20 protein-coding genes are annotated in these 18,986 nt (G+C 70.3%); 13 read left to right on the forward strand and 7 right to left on the reverse strand.

Going from position 1 to position 18,986, the window contains the following annotated elements:
• Positions 1–103: 103 nt before the first annotated feature.
• The 3 genes from VGB24_RS25430 to VGB24_RS06455 all read left to right on the forward strand — a co-directional run bounded on the left by VGB24_RS25430 (position 104) and on the right by VGB24_RS06455 (position 1,353).
• Entirely contained in the window at positions 104–280 is a 177-nt protein-coding gene (locus VGB24_RS25430) for a hypothetical protein (RefSeq protein ID WP_414676718.1), read from the forward strand.
• 143 nt (positions 281–423) lie between these two features.
• Complete coding sequence (locus tag VGB24_RS06450) at positions 424–849, forward strand: hypothetical protein (protein ID WP_331072137.1); 426 nt, start codon at positions 424–426, stop codon at positions 847–849.
• 48 nt (positions 850–897) lie between these two features.
• Entirely contained in the window at positions 898–1,353 is a 456-nt protein-coding gene (locus VGB24_RS06455; RefSeq protein WP_331072138.1) for a biopolymer transporter ExbD, read from the forward strand.
• Between the two features lie 233 nt (positions 1,354–1,586).
• On the opposite strand, the gene VGB24_RS06460 is transcribed toward VGB24_RS06455, so the two are convergent.
• Positions 1,587–1,745 (reverse strand): hypothetical protein, encoded by a 159-nt coding sequence (locus VGB24_RS06460; RefSeq protein WP_331025071.1) that lies wholly within the window; start codon positions 1,743–1,745, stop codon positions 1,587–1,589.
• Positions 1,746–1,905: 160 nt separating this feature from the next.
• Here VGB24_RS06460 and hisZ point away from each other — a divergent pair, with 160 nt between their 5' ends.
• From hisZ to VGB24_RS06480, 4 genes are all read left to right on the forward strand, one after another.
• Positions 1,906–2,883, forward strand: coding sequence for an ATP phosphoribosyltransferase regulatory subunit (gene hisZ / locus VGB24_RS06465; RefSeq protein WP_331072139.1), 978 nt, complete (start codon positions 1,906–1,908; stop codon positions 2,881–2,883).
• Positions 2,880–3,527, forward strand: a complete 648-nt coding sequence (gene hisG, locus VGB24_RS06470) for an ATP phosphoribosyltransferase (RefSeq protein ID WP_331072140.1) — start codon at positions 2,880–2,882, stop codon at positions 3,525–3,527. Before hisZ ends, hisG begins: the two co-directional genes overlap by 4 nt.
• A gap of 130 nt (positions 3,528–3,657) precedes the next feature.
• Entirely contained in the window at positions 3,658–4,905 is a 1,248-nt protein-coding gene (hisD, locus tag VGB24_RS06475) for a histidinol dehydrogenase (RefSeq protein ID WP_414676719.1), read from the forward strand.
• 115 nt (positions 4,906–5,020) lie between these two features.
• The gene (locus tag VGB24_RS06480; RefSeq protein ID WP_331025067.1) at positions 5,021–5,425 is read left to right on the forward strand and encodes a DUF6941 family protein; all 405 of its coding nucleotides are present in this window, start codon (positions 5,021–5,023) and stop codon (positions 5,423–5,425) included.
• A 116-nt stretch (positions 5,426–5,541) separates the two neighbouring features.
• On the opposite strand, the gene VGB24_RS06485 is transcribed toward VGB24_RS06480, so the two are convergent.
• The 5 genes from VGB24_RS06485 to VGB24_RS06505 all read right to left on the reverse strand — a co-directional run bounded on the left by VGB24_RS06485 (position 5,542) and on the right by VGB24_RS06505 (position 9,849).
• Complete coding sequence (locus tag VGB24_RS06485) at positions 5,542–6,468, reverse strand: aldo/keto reductase (RefSeq protein WP_331072142.1); 927 nt, start codon at positions 6,466–6,468, stop codon at positions 5,542–5,544.
• A gap of 104 nt (positions 6,469–6,572) precedes the next feature.
• The gene (locus VGB24_RS06490) at positions 6,573–6,749 is read right to left on the reverse strand and encodes a hypothetical protein (RefSeq protein ID WP_331072143.1); all 177 of its coding nucleotides are present in this window, start codon (positions 6,747–6,749) and stop codon (positions 6,573–6,575) included.
• Positions 6,746–7,321: a putative glycolipid-binding domain-containing protein gene (locus VGB24_RS06495; RefSeq protein ID WP_331072144.1), complete on the reverse strand. Its 576-nt coding sequence runs from the start codon at positions 7,319–7,321 to the stop codon at positions 6,746–6,748. The genes VGB24_RS06490 and VGB24_RS06495 overlap by 4 nt, the downstream gene beginning before the upstream one ends.
• A gap of 339 nt (positions 7,322–7,660) precedes the next feature.
• Positions 7,661–8,761, reverse strand: a complete 1,101-nt coding sequence (locus tag VGB24_RS06500) for a hypothetical protein (protein WP_331072145.1) — start codon at positions 8,759–8,761, stop codon at positions 7,661–7,663.
• Positions 8,758–9,849, reverse strand: coding sequence for a quinone-dependent dihydroorotate dehydrogenase (locus VGB24_RS06505; protein WP_349263897.1), 1,092 nt, complete (start codon positions 9,847–9,849; stop codon positions 8,758–8,760). The genes VGB24_RS06500 and VGB24_RS06505 overlap by 4 nt, the downstream gene beginning before the upstream one ends.
• A gap of 501 nt (positions 9,850–10,350) precedes the next feature.
• Between VGB24_RS06505 and VGB24_RS06510 the strand changes: the two genes are divergently transcribed.
• A complete protein-coding gene (locus tag VGB24_RS06510; RefSeq protein WP_331072147.1) occupies positions 10,351–11,220 on the forward strand; it encodes a hypothetical protein in 870 nt (289 codons plus the stop codon).
• A 180-nt stretch (positions 11,221–11,400) separates the two neighbouring features.
• Here the strand turns inward: VGB24_RS06510 and VGB24_RS06515 are convergent, their stop codons facing one another.
• A complete protein-coding gene (locus VGB24_RS06515; protein WP_331072148.1) occupies positions 11,401–12,540 on the reverse strand; it encodes a YbjQ family protein in 1,140 nt (379 codons plus the stop codon).
• A 411-nt stretch (positions 12,541–12,951) separates the two neighbouring features.
• Here VGB24_RS06515 and accC point away from each other — a divergent pair, with 411 nt between their 5' ends.
• From accC to VGB24_RS06540, 5 genes are all read left to right on the forward strand, one after another.
• Positions 12,952–14,457, forward strand: coding sequence for an acetyl-CoA carboxylase biotin carboxylase subunit (gene accC / locus VGB24_RS06520; RefSeq protein ID WP_331072149.1), 1,506 nt, complete (start codon positions 12,952–12,954; stop codon positions 14,455–14,457).
• A 92-nt stretch (positions 14,458–14,549) separates the two neighbouring features.
• Complete coding sequence (locus VGB24_RS06525; RefSeq protein ID WP_331072150.1) at positions 14,550–15,809, forward strand: class I SAM-dependent RNA methyltransferase; 1,260 nt, start codon at positions 14,550–14,552, stop codon at positions 15,807–15,809.
• Position 15,810: 1 nt separating this feature from the next.
• A complete protein-coding gene (locus VGB24_RS06530; RefSeq protein ID WP_331072151.1) occupies positions 15,811–16,308 on the forward strand; it encodes an acetyl-CoA carboxylase biotin carboxyl carrier protein subunit in 498 nt (165 codons plus the stop codon).
• A 73-nt stretch (positions 16,309–16,381) separates the two neighbouring features.
• Positions 16,382–16,885 carry a DinB family protein gene (locus VGB24_RS06535; protein WP_331072152.1) on the forward strand — a complete coding sequence of 168 codons (504 nt, stop codon included), beginning with the start codon at positions 16,382–16,384 and terminating at the stop codon, positions 16,883–16,885.
• 233 nt (positions 16,886–17,118) lie between these two features.
• Complete coding sequence (locus VGB24_RS06540) at positions 17,119–18,927, forward strand: glycoside hydrolase family 3 protein (protein WP_331072153.1); 1,809 nt, start codon at positions 17,119–17,121, stop codon at positions 18,925–18,927.
• Positions 18,928–18,986 lie beyond the last annotated feature (59 nt).

Here is an 18,986-nt window from a genome sequence, read left to right on the forward strand (position 1 = left end):
AAACGCGGGCGTGCAGTGGAACGCAAGTGAGAATGAAGCGGGGATCCAGACGGGTCCCCGCTTCCGGTGAGCGGCCCCGAGGGCCCGAGCTGACGCTGGAGAACTGCAGGACCTGCGCTACGGCGAGACCCCGGACCCGCGGGGCGCGCGTTGCCGCGACGCGGACGCCGGGGATGCCGGGCTGGCCGCGATGAAGCTGCATGGCAATGAGCTGTCCTTCAACAAGCTACTGGACGTGGATGCCGCGCTCCTCGCTTTCTCCGCCTGCGTCTCCGCGTGAGAGGGGGAACAGGGAGCCCTTCTGTGCCGTGAGAAGCGGGCGGATTGGTCTGCATGTTGCAGCTCCTTTAAAGCACTAAAGTGTCGTGCCGCTCGGTCCCTCGGCGGTGCTTTCATCCACCCAATCCCAACATGGAGGAACTCATGAGGCGATTTCTCAATGCCGGGCTGGCGGCGCTGTTCGGCGTCACCTTGGTGGTCACCCCGGTGCTCGCTGCCGGGGAGGACACTGGGTGCGGGAGGTGCTACGACAATGCGGACGCCAGCGCACACGTATTTGGCCACTCCTGGTTCGGCAGTTACTGGTACATGGACTGCGCAGCCTTCAACAGTTGCCACACGAACTCGCAGTACGGGAGCTGCACCGGGAACCATTGGTCATGCGGCCTCGGCAGCCTGATGCTCCTGGACGCGGTCGGGAAGCTCGCCGAGCGTGGCGACCGGCAGGGAGTGGAGGCTCTGGTGGCGCGCTACCCTTCGGTCATGGGGTTCGACAAGTATGGAGCCGCGATCGTCACCGACTGCAACGGTCGGCCGATGACACGTCGCCCGATCTCCATCGCCGCCTGATCGTGCCTGGTCACGTCCTCAGTCAACCCTTTCCAGCGAGAGACCAACATGACATCAACGCGTCCCTTCCTGGTGTGTACCGCGCTGCTCACGATCGCGTTTGGATCCGCGGCTTGCGACTCACAGGACCAGCGAGCCCCTTCCGCGCCTTCAGCTCAGAGCGCCGTCGCCGCGGAAGGGCTGAAGCTCCGCATCAAGCCGGGCGGGCAGTACTTCGTGGCGGGCGAGTCCAGCGCCCTGACCGCTGAGCAGCTTGCCGCGCGCTTGAAGCGTGAAGACCCGTCGCGCTTCGGCCGGGCCGTGTACGTCTTGAGCGATCCCGGGATCGTTGGCTACGATGTCGTTCTTGCCATGAACGCCGCCCAGGACGCCGGTTTCACGCACGCCGAGGGACTGGCGAACTACCGGGAACGTGCAACCAACGGCATGCGCCCCGAGCCGTGGGAGATGGATTTGAGTCGGCAGACGCGTCGCGTCGCGGCGGACACAGCGCGGCGGAAGTAGGCGAGGCGGCCGGGTGAGGGGCCCAGCGGAGCCGAGGCCTCTGCATCCTGACCGCTGCCGCGCTCAAGTTCGTTCGTGCCCCCGGCTAGATCCTTCGGGACGCGGCGGACGGCGTTTGGGATGGTTTGATGCGCTTGGGCCTCAGGATGACAGGGTGTGTGCCGTCCCCCGAAACGCGAAGCGGCGGGCCTCGTGTGAGGCCCGCCGCTTCGCTTTCTCCTGCCCTCGCTTCGTCAGACCGGGCGACGGCCGGTGATGACGCGCCAGGCGATGATGATGATGGCCAGGATCAGCAGGATGTAGGCGATGTTGCCCAGGGCGCCGATGACGCCGCCCACTCCCAGAAGCGCAACCAGCAGCAGCACGATACCGACGATCAGCAGAATGTCCATCGTTGTCCTCGGGTATGTCGGATGTGGACCAACCGGTACTGCGCTAAACTGCCATAGCCCGTAGCAGCTACCGTGCCAAACCAGGAAGTGTTTGCCGCGTACAGGGTTTGAGCAGGGCGGGATTGCACGGTGCGCGAGCGCGGGGCTATCTTCCCCGGCTATGCCCAACACCCGACTAGCCCAGGTTCCCCCCGGATCGCAGGACCTCCTGGCCGCCGACGTGCGCCGCCGGAGGCACGTCCAGCGCGTGTGGTTCGAGCTTGCGGAGGCCGCGGGATACGACGAAGTGATCCCGCCGACCTTCGAGTACGAAGAGGTGTTCACCGCGGCCGGCACCAAGCTGGCCAGCGAGCTCATCCGCTTCGTGGACCGCGACGGGCGTCTCGTGGCGCTCCGCGCCGACTTCACCTCGGCCCTGGCGCGCATGGCCTCCACGCGCCTGCGCGACGCAGAGACGCCGCTGCGGCTGTCGTACGCGGGCAAGGTGTATCGCCAGCGGCCGGAGGGCGGGGGGCACGCACGCGAGACCTTTCAGCTCGGCGCCGAGCTGATCGGCAGCGCGGGGGCGGACGCCGACGTCGAGGTGCTGCGGCTGGTGATCGGGCAGCTGCGCCAGTTGGGGGTGAGCGAGTTCCAGATCAACCTGGGCGACATCCGCTTCGTCACGCCGCTGATGGCGGGGCTGAGCGCCGACGAGGCCGAGTCGCTGCGCACGGCCATCGACCGCAAGGACCGCGCGGCCCTGGCCGACGGCGCCCGCCGCTACGGTGCGCCCGCCGCGGTGGCCCGGGCGCTGGTGGAGCTGCCGGAATTGATCGGCCGCGGTGACGTGCTGCTGCGGGCGCGGTCGCTCGCCTCCGGTCCGGAGGCCGAGGCGGCCATCGAGCGGCTGCGTGCCATCGACGGCATGCTGACCGAAGACGAACGGGAGCACGTGGTCTACGACCTGGGCGAGATCCGCGGGCTGGGATACTACACGGGAATGCAGTTCGAGGTGTTCGTCGCCGGGGCCGGGCGGGCGCTGGCCTTCGGGGGGCGGTACGACGACCTGCTCGCGCGCTACGGCTCCGACCGGCCGGCGGTGGGCTTCGCGATGGAAACCGACGCGCTGGCCGAGCTGCTTCCGGAGGCCTCGTGAGCGCGCGACCGTTGCGCATCGCCCTGCCGAAGGGGCGGATGATGGACGAGGCGCTGCTGGTGTTCGAGCGCATCGGTGCCATCATCGATCCGGCCGCCCGCGACTCGCGCCGGCTGATCCTGCCCTCGGCGGATGGGCGCTTCGAGTTCCTCCCCGTAAAGAGCGGCGACGTCCCGGTCTACGTAGAGACGGGCGTGGCGGACGCCGGCATCGTGGGGCAGGACGTGCTGGACGAGGGCGAGCCCGACGTGCTGCGGCCGCTGGACCTGGGGTTCGGCGGATGCATGCTGGCCGTGGCGGCGCCGGAGGGCGCGCCGTATCCGTACCTGCCGGGCGAGACGATGCCGCGCGTGGCCACCAAGTACGTGGAGAGCGCGCGCAGGTTCTTCGCCACCAAGGGGATGCAGGTGGAGCTGATCCGCATCTCCGGGTCCGTCGAGCTGGCGCCGCTGCTGGGGCTTGCGCACTGGATCGTGGACCTGGTGCAGACCGGCCGCACGCTGGAAGAGAACGGGCTCGTGGTGGTGGAGCCGATCGCCCGCTCCACGGCGCGGCTGATCGTCAACCGCGCCAGCCACAAGCTGCGGCTGGAAGATCACCAGCGCCTGATCGCCGGGCTGGCGGGCGCCCTGGAGAGTGCGTGAGTGCGGAAGTGCGTGAGTGCGTCAGTGCTCGCGTCGCCGGAACTCCCGCACTCACGCACTGACGCACTCACGCACTTTGTTGAAGATTCGCACTCTCCGCGTCGCGCCGCCCTTCGCCGAGCTCCGGCAGATGGCGGCCGCCGCGTCTACGGACGATCCCGGGCTGCGCGATGCGGTCGCCGGCATCCTGCGCGACGTGCGGGCGCGCGGTGACGAGGCGCTGCTGGAGTACACGGCGCGCTTCGACGGATTCCAGGCGCCGGACGCGCCGGGGCTGCGCATCGGCGTGGACCGGCTGGAGGAGGCCGCGCGCTCCATCGACCCCGACCTGCTGGGCTCGCTGCGCGCCGCCGCCGAGAACATCCGCCGCTTTCACGAGAAGCAGCGCGAGCACGGGTTCCTGGAGATCGAAGCCGACGGCAGCATCCTGGGCCAGCGCGTGGCGCCGCTGCGGCGCGTGGGCATCTACGTTCCCGGCGGCCGCGCGGCGTATCCATCCTCCGTGCTGATGAACGCCATCCCGGCCGCCGTCGCCGGGGTGGACGAGATCGCCATGGCCTCGCCCACACCCGGCGGCGAGATCACGCCCGTGGTGCTGGCCGCGGCGCACGTGGCGGGGGTCACCGAGGTGCTGCGGATCGGCGGCGCGCAGGCGGTGGGCGCGCTGGCGTTCGGAACGGATTCCATCGGCCGCGTCGATAAGATCGTGGGGCCGGGGAACAAGTGGGTGGCCGAGGCCAAGCGCCAGGTGTTCGGCGTGGTGGACATCGACATGGTGGCCGGCCCCTCCGAGATCCTGGTGATCGCCGACGAGACGGCCGATGCCGTGCACGTGGCGGCGGACCTGATCGGCCAGGCGGAGCACGATCCCGACGCCATCGCCTGGCTGGTGACGACCTCCGCGGCGCTGGCGGAGCGCGTGCCGGCGGAGCTGGAGCGGCTGCTGGAGCGCAACCCGCGGCGCGACGTGGCCCGCGCGGCGCTGGAGGCCAATGGCGCCATCGTCCTCGTCGACACGCTGGAGGACGCCGCGGCGGTGGCCGACCTGCGCGCGCCGGAGCACCTGGAGCTGCTCGTGGCCGAGCCGATGGTGCTGTCGGGGCGCATCCGGAACGCGGGCGCCATCTTCCTGGGCGCCCACAGCCCCGAGCCGATGGGCGACTACTTCGCGGGCCCCAACCACGTGTTGCCGACGGGCGGCTCGGCGCGTTTCGCCAGCCCGCTGGGCGTGTACGACTTCGTGAAGCGCACCAGCCTGATCGGCCTTTCCGCCGCGCGCCTGCGCCGCGACGCCCCGCACGTCATCCGCCTGGCCGAGAGCGAGGGGCTGTTCGGCCACGCGGAAGCCGTGAGAGTGCGTGAGTGCGGAAGTGCGTGAGTGCGGCAGTGGGCTTCGGCGCCGCACATACGAGTGTGCACCGAGGCCGTCCGCCGTTCACTCCCGCACTAACGCACTCACGCACCAACGCACTTTCAACACTGACCTGGATCACGTGAAAGTCCTCTACTCCGTAATCGCCGAGAACGCCACGCTCCGCCACGACGGGCGCATGGACGTGCACGGCATTTTCCACGAGCTGTACGCGCCGGGCTTTCCCGCGCAGCAGGATCGGCTGACGCTGGTGACGACCATCGAGTGGAACCCCGACGAGCGCGGCGCCATCGATTTCAGCGTCAACCTGCTGGACCCGGCGCGCAGCCCCGTGCTCACCATCAACGCGCAGACCGAGGTGGCCGACGAGTACGCCATCCACCGCCCGGCGCGCACGCAGATGGCCATTCCCATCGACAACCTCGTCTTTCCGGGCCCCGGCACGTACGAGTTCGAGCTGACCGTCGGCGAGGTGAAGCAGGGACTGCTGCAGCTGTACCTGGTCCAGGACGCTCACGCGCACTGAGACAAAACAGAAGAGTTTCACGCAGAGGGCGCAGAGATGACGGAGAGGACGCAGAGGGGCCGTGGCTGCCCTCTGCGTCCTCTCGTTTCCCTCTGCGCCCTCTGCGTGAAATGCAGTTACATGGGGCGCGGAACAAGGGAGTCGAGCTCGCGCAGGTCGGCGTCGCTCAGGGTCCAGTTCGCGGCCGAAGCGTTGGCGTGCACCTGCTCGGGACGCATGGCGCCGGCGATCACCGATGCCACCGTCGGGCGCGACAGGAGCCATGAGATCGCCAGCTCCAGCAGCGTGTGGCCGCGGGACTCGGAGAACGCGACCAGGCGCTCGACGATGTCCAGGTTCTCGTCCGTGAGCAGGGGGTGGCGGGGTCCCATGGCCGTGATGCGCGTGCCCTGCGGCGCCGGCTGGCCCTTGCGGTACTTGCCGGTCAGCAGCCCGCTCGCGAGAGGGAAGTACGGGATGAACGCCACGCCGCGGCGCTCGCACTCGGCCAGCACGCCCGACTCGGGTTCGCGCTTGAGGAGGCTGTACTCGTTCTGCACGCTCACGAAGCGCGCCCCTCCCTCCGGAACGACCTCCGCCGCCTGGCCAATCTGTCCGGCGGAAAAGTTGGAGCTGCCGACCTCGCGCACCTTCCCGGCTTTCACCAGTTCGTCGAGCACGCCCAGCGTGTCGGCGATGGGCACGTTGGGGTCGGGCCTGTGCATCTGGTACAGGTCTACGTAGTCCGTCCCCAGGCGCCGCAGGCTGCCCTCCAGCGCCTTCCGCACCTGTTCCGGCCGCCCGCCGCTCTCGGGTCCTGATGCCGGGTGGCCGAACTTGGTGGCCACGATCGCCTCCGACCGCCGCAACCCCAGCGCCCGGCCCAGGAATTCCTCGCTCTGACCCCTGGCGTACTGCTCCGCGGTGTCGAAGAAGTTGATCCCCGCATCCAGCGCGGCCCCGACCACGCGCTCGGTCTGCACCGGGTCGATGCGCATCCCGAAGTTGTTGCACCCCACCCCCACGACCGAAACATCCAGCGATCCGATCCGTCGTGTTTGCATCCACGCTCCCCGCGTTTGACGTTGAATTTTGTGGTGAGCGACTGCATCCTTCGCGCCTTCCCGAAAATACCAGCGTGAGAAGCGTGTCGGAAAGTGCTCGGGCGCTATCTAGATTTTCGCCTCTGCACCCAGACCAGCCCAACCACGCCGACGCCGACGAGCGTGAGCCGGAAGATCGTCTGCGCGCGGGTGGGGTCCGGGCGGATGAGGAAGAGGATCAGCCCGTAGAGCGCCACGAAGACGAGGACGAAGCGCAGCTGGTTCCGACGGCTTTCCGTCAATCGCCCTCCCGCTCCCAGAAGTCCGGATACCGCGTGGGAAACCCTGCCTCGTCCACCGTGAGGTCGCGCACGAACGCGCCGCCCGCACTCTCGTACCGGTACGCGCGTTCGCCGGTGCGAATGTACGTCTGCTGCAGCGGCTCCAGCGCAAGGCTCGGAAAGCGCAGCCAGGCGGCCCGCACATCGGCCCGCTCACCGACGGCTAGATTCAGCCGTCGGATGGGCAGCAAATTGGTCGACGGGCTGAAGTTCAGGTCCACGTCCACACATCCCGCCACCTGCGGCACCTCGACCCCGTTCATCCGCCACACGCCATCCGCTGCGACGGCGATCTCGACATCGACCGTCCGCTGGCCGATCCACCCGGTAACCCGAGTTCGCACGGTGCGCCACGCGGCATCGCATTCGATGCGATAGCTGAGGCAGCACGGCCCGGCATCATCGGCGAACACGGCCGTCCCGGTCAGCCGCCATCCCTCGCCCACGTGATCCACCCGCGCCGACTCATGGCCGTGCTGGTCCACCCGCCGCCAGAGGATCACGGGCGCAGACTCGGCATCGTTGATGTTCATCGTATGTGGAGGAAGGATTGCAGTCAGGATCCGTCGAGCGACCGCGCTGACCGAAGCGCACCGCACTGGCTCCCTTCCCCCGCGCAGTTTGCGGGCGAAGGGCTGGGGATGGGGGGCGCCGGAGGCATGCGCCAGACTCAGCCTCATCCACCCCCAATGCAGGGAGTTCCTGATGAACGTGAGCGATGATCCACCGCCAATCAGCGAGGCCCTACGCCACGAGATTCTCCGGCGGGCGGAGGCCTACCGCGCGCATCCTGAAGACGTAGTTCCGCTGGACGAGGCACTCGCGCGGATCGAGCACCATCTCCAGCGCATGCCTGACGTTGTGGACGGGACCTAAACCGCTGCGAGCGCCTGATTGAGCAGGCGGATGAACACGCCCGCTTCACGCACCCGGTCCATCGGGTGCATCCACCCGGCGTGCGACGAGTGCGCGAAGAGGCCGGTGATCGCGACGGACGTGTCGACGGCTGGCGGCATCAGCGACTGCAGGCGCAACGTCTCGGTGTATGGAATCAGCCGGTCGGCGCGGCCATGCGACAGGACGATGCGGCCCCGGAGGTCGGCGAGACGCGGGCGCGGGTCCAACCCCGGATCCGTCTCCAGGAGGGCGGTTACGAACGCGTCCGCGATGTGGCGGACCAGGGTGGGGTCCGCCGGCGCGGCATCCGTCGCGGGCGCCAGCACGTCCCACACCTTCTGCTCGGCCGGCGAAAGTGTGCGCCGGATGTCGGCTTTCATCGGGTCGTACACGGGGTCCCACGACCAGTCGCCGCGCCGGCCCGCCTCCATCGCCAGCGCGTGCGCGCCCCGCTGCACCGCCTCCATCCCCCCGAACTCGGGAATGCGCGTCAGGTAGTTGCCCGCCATGATCCAGCGGCCGTACGGGTCGGGGTCCACGTGCTCCGTGCGCCCATCCCACTCGTGCTCGCCGGTGAAGAGCGAGTTCACCATCCGCCGCACGTCCGCGTAGCCGCCGAAGGAGACGACCGCCTTCAGGTCGCGGCGGATGCCGGGATCGGCGAACGCCATGATGGCCTGCGTGGCGCCGAAGGAGAATCCGATGGCCCCCACGCCTCCTGGCCTCACCTCCGGCCGGTGCGCCAGCACGTGCGCACCCGCGGCGATGGTCTGGCGGGCGGCCTCCAGGTCCAGCCTCAGCTCGCGCCACGTGGGCACGTCGGGCACCAGCACGGCCGCGCCCGAACCCGCCAGCGAACGGACGAAGCGCGTCATGGCCTTGTGGCGGCGGCCGGGCACCGTCAGCCCGTGCAGCACCACCCAGCCGGGGGCGGGGCGCGGCCGGTCGGGCAGGTACAGCGTGGCCTCGCGGCGCTCGCCGGCTACCTCCACGAACATCTCTTCTTCGCGGAACGCGCCGGCGCCGTCGCGCAGGTAGGTGCGAAGGAAACGCGCCGTGCGCAGGGTGGGGATCATCGGTGCGCCATCCCCACCGCCTGGCCGATCCTGTCCAGCCCCTCGTCGCGAAGCCGGTCCAGCAGGCCGCGGTTGATGTCGCGGGCGATGGCGGGGCCCTGGTAGATGAACCCCGTCCACACCTGCACCAGGCTGGCCCCGGCGCGAATCATCTGCCACGCGTCCGCCGCGCCGAACACGCCGCCCACGCCCACGATGGGCATCCGCCCTCCCGTCGTCCGCCAGATCAGCGACACCACCTCCACCGCGCGCCGGTGCACCGGCGCGCCGCTGATCCCGCCCGCGCCCATCCCGTCCACCCCCGGCGTGCGCAGCCCCTCGCGCGACACGGTGGTGTTCGTGGCGATGACCCCCGCCATCCCTTCCTCCTCCGCGATGCCGACGGCTTCCTCCACCTGCGGGTCCGTCAGGTCGGGGGCAATCTTCAGCAGGATGGGCCGGGGGGCGCCGCCGCGGACCTTCGCGAGCTCCGCCGCGTGGAGGCGCAGGGCGCGCAGGAGCTCGCGCAGGGGCGCCGCGTCCTGCAGCTGCCGCAGCCCCGGCGTGTTGGGCGAGCTCACGTTGACCACCACGTACGCGGCGAAGGCTTCGAGCAGCTCCAGGCTGCGCAGGTAGTCGGCGGTGGCATCTTCCAGCGCGGTCGCCATGCTCTTGCCGATGTTGATGCCGAGCACCGGTTCGATGCGCGTGCGCCGCAACCGTGCCGCCACGGCGTCCGCGCCCGGGTTGTTGAAGCCCATGCGGTTGAGCAGCGCGCGGTCGGCGGGCAGCCGGAACAGGCGCGGGCGATCGTTCCCCGGCTGCGGCAGCGCGGTCACCGTGCCGATTTCCACGTGCCCGAACCCCAGCGCGCCCAGGGCGTTGAACGACTCGCCGGACTTGTCGAACCCCGCCGCCAGCCCCACCGGGTTGGGAAAGCGGATGCCGAACCGCTCCGTCTCCAGCGCCGGGTGGCGCACCTGGAACATGGTCCGCGCGATCGCGCGCGACGGCCTCGTCAGCAGCGCGGCATTCAGCGCGGCGGTGCCGGCGAAGTGCGCGGGCTCGGGAGCCAGGCCAAAGAGCAGGGGGCGGACGGCGTCGTACAGCGGCATCGGCGCGGGCGCGGGCATCTCGCGGAAAGCCCGGACGGGCGCGGCACGTCCGGGCTGGGGACCCCGGCGAAGCTAGGGCGCGCTTCCAGGCCGGGCAAGGCGGGGTCCGGCTGGCCCCTCGACCGGATCGGTTTCGCTCGCGTGCGAATTCCACCCTTCCATCGCAATCGGAGAGGGGTGTCGTCGTGGACCCGCGCATCGGGAGGTAGACCAGCCACGGGTAGGGCTCCCGATGCCGGTGGCCACCGGGTCGAGGTGATGACTCGAAGGCACTCAACCGGATTTCTACTTGCGCAGCAGACCGACAGCACACCAATTGGCAACATTGGTACGGCGTCTCTCTTCTGCGGCCTTTGTACGTTTCCCTCCTACGTCTGCCTTCCCATGCAAGCGCACCCTGACGTCTCATCAGACACACGATCGCTCGAGACGGCGGGGGCTTCGCCGTCCAGGCCACCAGCCCCACCGGCCGTTCTGCGATACGGAGTGGCGTGGATGTTCCTGCTCTACGGCTTCGCGAAGCTGATGGGGTCGCAGTTCACCATTCTCGATTCGGAGTTGGACAAGCCGATGGGCGAGGTGTCGGGTTTCTGGCTCACGTGGTATTACTTCGGCTACTCCGCGGTCTACGGTAGCTTCATCGCGGTTTCGCAGATCTGTGGGGCCCTCCTGCTGACTTTCCGTCGCACCACCCTGCTCGGCGCGTGCCTGCTCTTCGGGATCACGACCAACATCGTTCTCGTCGATCTCTGCTACGGTGTCGAGCCTGGGGGCACCGCGACGGCGATCATCCTGTGGTGCTGCCTTCTCGGTATGGTGCTCTTCTACCGGGAGGCGCTGATGCATCTCTTCTGGAGAGCGACGGCCGGGCCCCGACACGGCGGCGTGCGGAGGGCTGCTGCGTGGAGTATCCGGTGCGGGATGGTGGTTCTAGCCGCCAGCTTCACGTACTGGGTCGCCAACTACAACAATCGTTTGCCGACCCCCCTGGATGGTGCATGGGAAGTTCGCGCACGGCAGGGCGGTACGGGGCAGGCGATGGTGCCTGCGCGCATCTATTTCGAGCGGAACAGGGCTCACATGGTGGTCTTTCGACACGCCGACCGTTGGACGACTCACCACTTCGAGATCGACCCGGCGTCCCGCGGCCTCCACGTGTGGGACGAGTGGCTCCGCAAAGGGGAGATCGTATTCCGGGGCACCTATACGCTGCAGGGAGACCGGATGGAGTTGCGGGGCCGGTTTGCCGGCTCGCAGAGCACGGTCGCCCTTCAGCTTGTGCGCATCGGGCCTGGGCACCGTGGTCCCGCCGCCGAACGAATCGCCGCAGCTGCGGGCAGCCGGGAGTACGGCGGACGTATGTAGTCCGGGTTCCGCGTGCCCGTTGTGATTGCACGATGGGCGCACCTGAACATGGGCCGCGCGCGTGCGTGCGGCACGTCCGGGGCCTCGCGACCTGGGTGAAGCCAGGGCGCCCGGGCGCCGGCAAGTGACCGGGAGGCCCGCTGTCGGGGCCGGAAACCTAGGGTCCGCGGCGTATCCCGGTTACGCGTGCAACGTCGTGTCGGGCGCCTCGCTCGGGACGAAGTATTCCCGCAGGCTCTTCAGCCGCTCCTCGATTTCGAGCACGGCCGTGTTGCGGTGATACTGCCCCTGTGCGAAGCCCCACGCGTCCAGGCCGCAGTTGCCGCAATGGGTGTCGCCCAGCCGCACCGAATTTCCACAGCCGCACGCCCAAGCCTCCTTGCCGCCGCCGAAGAGGCTCTTGACGGAGGTACGGCTCCAGAGATGCGGAAAGATCTCCTCGACCTGCACCTTGAGGGCTTCCAGCCGGGGAATGTCGTCCATCGAGTAGGAGGCCGGATGTGCCCGGAGAACCGTGAGCAACGACTTCTGGGCCGGTCTGCCCGCCTGGGGCAGCCTGCGGGCAAGTTCTTCGTAATCCACCAGTTCCAGTCCCGTGACGAGCTGCTCACAAGCCTTTCGGAGTGCACCCGCGTCTTGGCCCTCCGAGATCGTGAGGTTCGCGTACAGCAGGCGCTTGGCGTCGTCGGGGCTCAGCGCCGCGAAGTACGAGAACACCCGTTTTGTGATGATGTCGCGCGCCGGGCCCTCGATGGGAGATTTACTGAGGTCGCGGAACGCGCCAAGTGCGTACGGGCCGAAGCCGGTGATGGCGTGCTCGGTCGCGAAGTTCCACGTTTCTTCATCGAGCCGGAGCGTGTTGCCGCCGATGTCGGCCAAAAGCTGGTTCTTTCGGAGCAGAACGGCCATGTCGTCCGCGGAGATGCGGCGGGTGTCCCGTTCCTCGTCACGGATGCGGGGTGCCTGCTGGCGCTGCGCGAACACCGCCGTTCCCACGGCGTTGAGCATGAACATCGACTTTCCCTGTCCCGAAATCTCGTCGAAGTCTATGCGCAGCCCGATGACCGCGTTCCCGCCCAGCATCTCGGCCCGGTCCTGCAGCAGCTCGGTGGCCTCGACGTACAAGCCGGAAAGCTGTTTTCCGTAGCTCTCGGAGCGCCCGCCGAAGAAATCCGAGAATCCCGCAAAGATGTCGCTCACGATCCCCGTCCCGGCCACTCGATGCACGGATACGAGGCCGAGGTGCTCCACGATCTCCCAGCCTTCCAGCTGCGACGCCGTGGTGACCAGCGCCGACTTCCGATAGGCCCGGTATCTCATTTGTTTCCTTCGCGCTTCGTAATGGATGGGGCCCTTCACGGCGGAGCAGCCGTGGCTACGAACGGCACGGGCGGGAACGGGAGGTGGGCAGGCAGAGAAGATGGAGGATGATCATCGGCCGCTCAAGAGGGACACTGCTCTTCAGGGGCGACATCATAATCGTCCTCGACCCAGCTCCAGGAGGCGTGGCCCCGTCTGGTGAGCCACGTGAACGCGCTTGCGGAGGAGCGTCGTGATAGGCGGTGGCGGCGGATTCTGGATGTCGAAGTTGGTTCGAGTCCGCGCGGCGGTCCGACCCGGAGATCTGCCTGGGCGCGCCGGCTCGCCAACTCGGCGGGCTGGTTGTAGTTTGGGGGCCTTCCGCCGGGGATGGGCCGGCGTGGTGATTGGGACGTGTACGCCCGAGGCAGCGTGTTCAAGAAGATCCTGGTAGCCAACCGCGGGGAGATCGCGCTCCGCGTCATTCGCGCGGCGCACGAGCTCGGGGTGCAGGCCGTCGCCGTGTATTCCGAGGCCGACCGCCTGGCGCCCCACGTTTTGGCCGCCGACGAGGCGTACCTGATCGGCCCGGCGCCCAGCGCGCAGAGCTATCTCAAGGTCGACGTGCTCATCGACGTCGCCAGGCGCTCCGGCGCCGAGGCCATCCACCCCGGCTACGGCTTCCTTTCCGAGCGGGCCCACTTCATCCAGGCCGTGCGCGACGCGGGGCTCGTCTTCATCGGCCCGTCGCCCGAGGCGGTGACGGAGATGGGCGACAAGACGGCGGCGCGGCGGCGGGTGATCGCGGCGGGCGTGCCCGTGGTCCCCGGCACCAAGGACGCGCTGGTGGACGCGGCCGAGGCGCGGCGCGTGGCCGGCGAGATCGGCTACCCCGTGCTGCTGAAGGCGGCGGCGGGCGGCGGCGGCAAGGGGATGCGGATCGTCCGAGGCGAGGACGAGATCGAGCGCGCCTTCGAATCCGCCGGCAACGAGGCCCAGGCCGCGTTCGGCGACCGCTCCGTGTACGTGGAGAAGTTCCTGGAGGGGCCGCGCCACATCGAGATCCAGCTGCTGGCCGACCGCCACGGCAACACGCTGCACCTGGGCGAGCGCGAGTGCAGCATCCAGCGCCGCCACCAGAAGCTCATCGAAGAGGCACCCTCGGCCGTGCTGACGCCGGAGGAGCGCTCCGCGATGGGCGCCATGGCCGTCGCGGCGGCGCGGGCGGTGAACTACGAGGGCGCGGGAACCGTGGAATGCCTGTACCAGGACGGCGAGTTCTACTTCCTGGAGATGAACACGCGCATCCAGGTGGAGCACCCCGTCACCGAGCTGGTGACGGGTGTCGACCTGGTGCAGTGGCAGATCCGCATCGCGGCGGGCGAAAAGCTGCCGTTCACGCAGCACGACATCACCTTCGAGGGGCACGCCATCGAGTGCCGCATCACTTCGGAAGACCCCTCGAACTCGTTCCTCCCGTCCACCGGGCGCATCCAGAACCTGCTGATCCCCTCCGGCCCCGGCGTGCGTTGGGACGGCGGCATCACGCCGGGGGTGGAGGTGGGGCTGTTCTACGACCCCATGCTCGCCAAGCTGATCGTGCACGCGCCCACGCGCATCGAGGCGATCGACCGGATGAAGCGTGCCCTGCAGGAGCTTCGCGTGGAGGGCGTGGACACCAGCGTGCCCTTTCACCTGCGGGTGATGGACGAGCCGGACTTCCGCGCGGGGCGCCTGACTATCAAGTACCTCGAGAACCACGAAGACCTGCTCACCGCCGAGCCCGACGAGCAGACGGTGCGCATGGCGGCGCTCGCCGCCGCGCTGCTGGAGGAGGAGCGGCGGACGCACCGGGCGATGCCGCGCACGCAACCCGCCACCGCCGGCACGGGCGGTAGCGCCTGGCGCGGGAACACGGGCGGCTGGAGAGGGCGTTGAGCGACCGCGGTCCCCGCCGCTCCGGCGGCGGGCAGGGAGGACGCGGACGAGGCATAGGGCAGGGGCCGCGCCGTCCTCCGCCCACCGCGACGGTGCGGATCGACTCCGTCGCGGCGGGCGGGGAGGGCGTGGGCCGGCTGCCGGACGGCCGCGTGACGTTCGTCCACCGCACGGCGCCCGGCGACCTGGCCGAGGTGTCGCTGGCGGAGCGAAAGGAGCGGTGGACGCGCGGGCGGCTGCTGCGCGTCATCCAGCCGTCGCCCGAGCGGCGGGACGCGCCGTGCGCGTTCTACGAGCGCTGCGGCGGCTGCACGCTGGAGCACATGACGTACGAGGCGCAGCTTCGCGCCAAGTCGCGCATCGTGGCGGACGCGCTGACGCGGATCGGCGGGTTGGCGGTGGAGGCGCCCGAGGTCGTCCCGTCCCCGAACGAGCACCGCTACCGCAACCGCGTGTCGTTCGCGCTCCGGCGGACGGAGCACGGGCGCGTGCTGGCGGGCTTCCATGCGCTCGGCGACCCGGACGAGATCGTGGACCTGGACGGCGGCTGCCTGCTCTTCGAGGAGCCGATCGCCCGCGTGTGGGACGGCATCCGCCGCCACTGGGGTCCCGACGCGCGCCGCCTTCCCTCGGGGCAGCAGCTTCGCCTGACGCTGCGCGCCTCGTCCGCGGGACAGGTGTCGCTGCTGGTGGAGGGCGGATTCGCCCCGGGCCGGCCGCAGGAGCTGATCGACCTGGTCCCCGGCCTGGTCAGCGTCTATCATCGCCCGGGGGAAGCCGTCCCCGACCTGATCGCGGGGGCGCCGGGGCTGCCCGAAACGTGGGGCGACGAGACGGTGGAGCTGAGCGGCGCGGCGTTTTTGCAGGTGAACCGCGCGGCCGCGGCCCTGCTGGAGCAGCACGTGATGTCGGTGATCGGCAGCGCGGCGGGGCTGCGGGTGGTGGATGCGTACTGCGGCATCGGGCTCCACGCGCGGCGGCTGGCGCGCGCGGGGGCGAGCGTGACGGGGATCGAGCTGGACCCCGACGCCGTCGCCGAGGCGCGGCGGAGCGCGCCGGAGGGGGCGGTGTTCGTCACCGCGCCGGTGGAAGACGTGCTCGCCGACCACCTGCCGGCGGACCTGGTGATCCTGAACCCGCCACGGGCCGGCATCGCGGCGGAGGCGGCGGAGGCGCTCGCGGCCACCCCCGCGGCGCGGATCGTCTACATCTCGTGCAACCCGGCCACGCTGGCGCGCGACCTGAAGCGGATGGGGGGCGCGTACACGCTCGACAGCATCCGCTCGTTCGACCTGTTCCCGCAGACGGCGCACGTGGAAACCGTGGTCAGCCTGACGCACAACCGAGCCTGACATGCGCTATTTCGTAACCATCGCCGGACGCGAAGTGGAAGTGGACCTGACCGGCCCCACGCCCGTGGTGGACGGCACGCCCGTCGAAGCCCAGCTCTCCACGCTTCCGGGCACCCGAACGCGGCACCTGCTGGCCGGCGGGCGCTCCTATCCGTTTGCCGTACAGGCGGGGGACCGAAAGGGGCGCTGGATCCTGGCGACCGGCGCCGAGCGCTTCACGGCCGATGCCGTGGACGAGCGCACCCGCGCCATCCGCGAGATGACGGGAACGGTGGACGACGTGGCCGACAAGACCATCGTCGCGCCGATGCCGGGGCTGGTGCTGAAGATCGAGGTCGCCGTGGGCGACACCGTCCGCGCGGGGCAGGGCGTTGTGGTGGTGGAGGCGATGAAGATGGAGAACGAGCTCAAGGCGCCCGCGGACGGCGTCGTGGCCAGCATCGCCGTGCAGCCGGGGCAGACGGTGGACAAGGGCGCCACGCTGATCACGCTGGAGTAGCAAAAGCGACGGACGCGAGAGGCGAAATGTCAGGCGGGCGGTGCGGGTTCAACCTTTGGCGGCGGAGGTGGGGATGTATCGGCGGATCGACGATTTCGTGAAGGACTGGGAGCACGATGCGCAGACTACGCTCAAGGTGCTGCGCGCGCTGACGGACGAGTCGCTGGCGCAGCGCATCGTGCCGGAGGGGCGCTCGCTGGGGCGCTTGGCGTGGCACGTGACGGAAACGCTGCCGGAGATGATGGAGCATGCGGGGCTGCACGGCGTCACCGGACCGGTTCCGCTATCGGAGACGCCCGCTTCGGCGGAGGAGATCGTGGCGGCGTACGAGGGCGCGGCGGCATCCGTCGGCCCCGCGGTGCAGGCCGGGTGGACGGACGACATGCTGGACGATGAGGTGCCGATGTACGGCCAGCAGTGGAAGCGCGGGCTGGTGCTGAGCGTTCTGCTGCTTCACCAGGCGCACCACCGCGGCCAGATGACGGTCCTGATGCGCCAGGCCGGCCTCACGGTGCCCGGGTGCTACGGCCCCGCCGCCGAGGAATGGGCCGCGATGGGCATCCCGGCGATGGCGTAGAACCCGCGGGCCCTGCACTCGAAGTGCTCCCCTCTCCGCACAGCAGTATCGTGCGGGGAGGGGGCGGGGGAGGGCCCCCCGCACATGCTGGTCGATAAACCTCCCGGAAGCCGCGGGAGGTTTTCTGCGTCTGGATGCGAGATCGCGCGGTGGCCTGCCGCTCGCATGGTTAACCGGCTCGTGAGCGCCGCCATGGCGCGTCTTGACGAAGTCCCGCTCCCGGAGTGCTGCACGTGGTGATCAGCGGAATGCTGTCTTGCCGGCTCGCGTCCCTGTTCCTGGCCCTCGCCGCCTGCTCGCCCTCGGGTGACGCGGAGGGCGCCAGCGCCAAGGCGGAGGATCGGGCGCCGCCGACGGCCCGCGAGGCGCCTGCCGTTCCCCCGCTGCAGACGGACACGGCGGGGCGCGCGTGGGTGGAGCGCACCCTGGCCGGGATGACGCTTCGTCAGCGGGTGGCGCAGCTCGTCTTCCCGTGGATCAGCGGGCAGTCGCTGGAGGCCAATCCCGGCGAGGCGCAGCGCATCCGCGCCTGGGTGGCGGGGGACGGCGTCGGCGGGCTGATCATCTCCACCGGCTCGCCGCAGGCTACCGCCGCCAAGCTGAACGCGGCGCAGGCCCGCTCGGGGGTGCCGCTGCTGGTGGTCTCGGACCTGGAGACGGGGCCGGGAACGCGGCTGACGCCGGGCGGCACGCGCATGCCCCCCGCGATGGCGTTCGGCGCGGCGGACGACACGGCGTTCGCGCGGCAGGCGGGGCGCGTCACGGCGGTGGAGGCGCGCGCCGTGGGCATCCACGCCACCTTGGGGCCGGTGCTGGACGTGAACGTCAACCCGGCCAACCCCATCATCAACGTCCGCTCGTTCGGCGAGTCGCCCGAGATGGTGTCGCGGATGGGCGCCGCGTGGGTGGCCGGCGCGCGCGAGGGCGGGCTGCTGACCATCGGCAAGCACTTTCCCGGGCACGGCGACACGCACGCCGACTCGCACGTGGGGCTGGCGGTGGTGGAGGCGGACGCTGCGCGGCTGGCGCGGGTGGAGCTTCCTCCCTTCCGCGCCGCCATCCGGGCCGGGATGGACGGCGTGCTGGCGGGGCACATCGCGGCGCGCGGGGTGGAGGGCGCGGGCGCGCCGCCCGCGTCGCAGTCGGTGAGGATGATCGGCGGCGTGCTGCGGGGGGAGCTGGGGTTCCAGGGGATCGTGTTCACCGACGCGCTGAACATGGCGGGCGCCACGCAGGGCATCTCCGTGACCGAGGCGAGCGTCCGCTCGCTGCTGGCCGGGGCCGACGCGCTGCTGCAGCCGCCCCGGCACGAGGGGGTGATCGACGGCATCGTCGCCGCGGTGCGGTCGGGGCGCATTCCCGCGGGGCGGATCGACGCGGCGGCGCGGCGGGTGCTGATGGCCAAGGCCGCCGCCGGGCTGCACCGCGGTGCGCGGGTGGATGCTGCGGCCGTGGCGGCCATCGCCGGGCGCGCGGAGCACCGGGCGGTGGCGCGTTCGGTGGCGGAGCGCTCGCTGACCCTGGCGCGCAACCAGGGGGGCGTGGTGCCGCTGGCCCGCGGCGCGCGCGTGCTGCACGTCACCTACACCAGCACGGGGCGGGGCCCGTCCGGCGCCGAGCTTCACCGCGCCCTGGCGGCGGGCGGGCTCTCGGCCGAGCACGTGCGCGTCGGGCCGTCCACCACTGCCGCCCAGTTCGCCGCGCTGCGCACCCGGGCGTCCGCGGCGAACGTGCTGGTGGTGAGCGTGGCCGTGGCGCCGGTGCAGTACCGTGCCCTGGCCATCTCGTCGGCGTTCGGAACGTGGGTGCAGGGGCTGGCGGCGGGAGGCACGCGCGTGGTCGTGGTATCGCTGGGAACGCCGTACCTGCTGCAGGCCTTTCCCGCGGTTCCCGCCTATCTGCTGGCCTGGGACAGCCGCGAGCCGGCGGAGGGCGCCGCCGCGGCGGCGCTTCTGGGCGGCGTGCCCATCCGGGGGCGGCTTCCCGTTTCCCTGCCGCCGTTCCACCGGCTGGGCGAAGGCGTCTCGCTGCCTCAGCGGTGACGCGAAACGCGCACGCCGTCCGGGGGGACGGCGTGCGCGTTCTGCACCTCTCGCGGTCC

It is taken from the genome of Longimicrobium sp. (genome assembly GCF_036399935.1).
Classification (GTDB): Bacteria; Gemmatimonadota; Gemmatimonadetes; order Longimicrobiales; family Longimicrobiaceae; genus Longimicrobium.